This window comes from Christiangramia marina (assembly GCF_048285865.1).
Lineage (GTDB): Bacteria > Bacteroidota > Bacteroidia > Flavobacteriales > Flavobacteriaceae > Christiangramia > Christiangramia marina.
Map to the genome: position 1 here is coordinate 207,840 of NZ_JBLVTK010000002.1, position 849 is coordinate 208,688.

An 849-nucleotide genomic window follows, 5' to 3' on the forward strand; every position below is an offset into this window, starting at 1 on the left:
AATATTCGACTCTTCCCACCATAAGAAATTAAAATCCTCTTTAAAAAATTTAATTTCAGCGAAATCAAGTATTTCAATATTTATACTTCTTAAACTATCTAATTCTTTTTCAAAATCAAACCCTATGCTAATAAGAGCAGTATAATGTGCAATTTTAACATCTAAAACATGCTTTAACCGATTATGATCTAATTTTTTTATTCCCGCAATATTTTCCTGATGCTGCCTGTAATAAGTTGACGTATTTGATATAAATACCGCATTTAATTTATTTAGATCAAAAATTTGATAAAACAAAAACCAATCGAATGCCAAAGGTGATTTTGAATACCGCAATCTTGAATCAATAAGTAAAGATTTCTTAATTGCAGTATTTCCTAGACCAACAATATTTTTATCTTTTAAAAAAGACTCTTTAAATTCCAATCGATTACCCAATCTACATGCCCAAATAGACTTTTCCGTTACTTGGGACTTAGTATCGACCAACGTCAAATCATTAACAACTAAATCGTAATCTTCTAATGCTTTTAAATTTGCTTCAATTCTATTCTCGGCCAAAAAATCATCGGCATCCTGAAAAATAATATATTCAGAACCGTATGTATCAATATCTTTTAATGAATTAAACCTAATTTCATTAATAGACCCCTCAACTTCAATTACAGTGCTATGCATCTGTAGGTTTCTAAACAATTGGTTTACATCTTCCAAATTATCATTAAATATGATAACATCAAAATCTTTAAAAGTTTGGTAATTTATAGAATCAATTAATATTTCAAGATATTTTTCAATACCAGGGTAAACATAAAGTACTAATGAGATTCTCATAATGACTTCGCAATT

1 protein-coding gene is annotated in these 849 nt (G+C 27.8%); it reads right to left on the reverse strand.

Annotated features, from left to right (window positions below):
- A partial coding sequence (locus ACNKXS_RS07425) for a glycosyltransferase (protein ID WP_417920326.1) occupies positions 1-834 on the reverse strand: 834 nt, incomplete at its 3' end.
- Positions 835-849 lie beyond the last annotated feature (15 nt).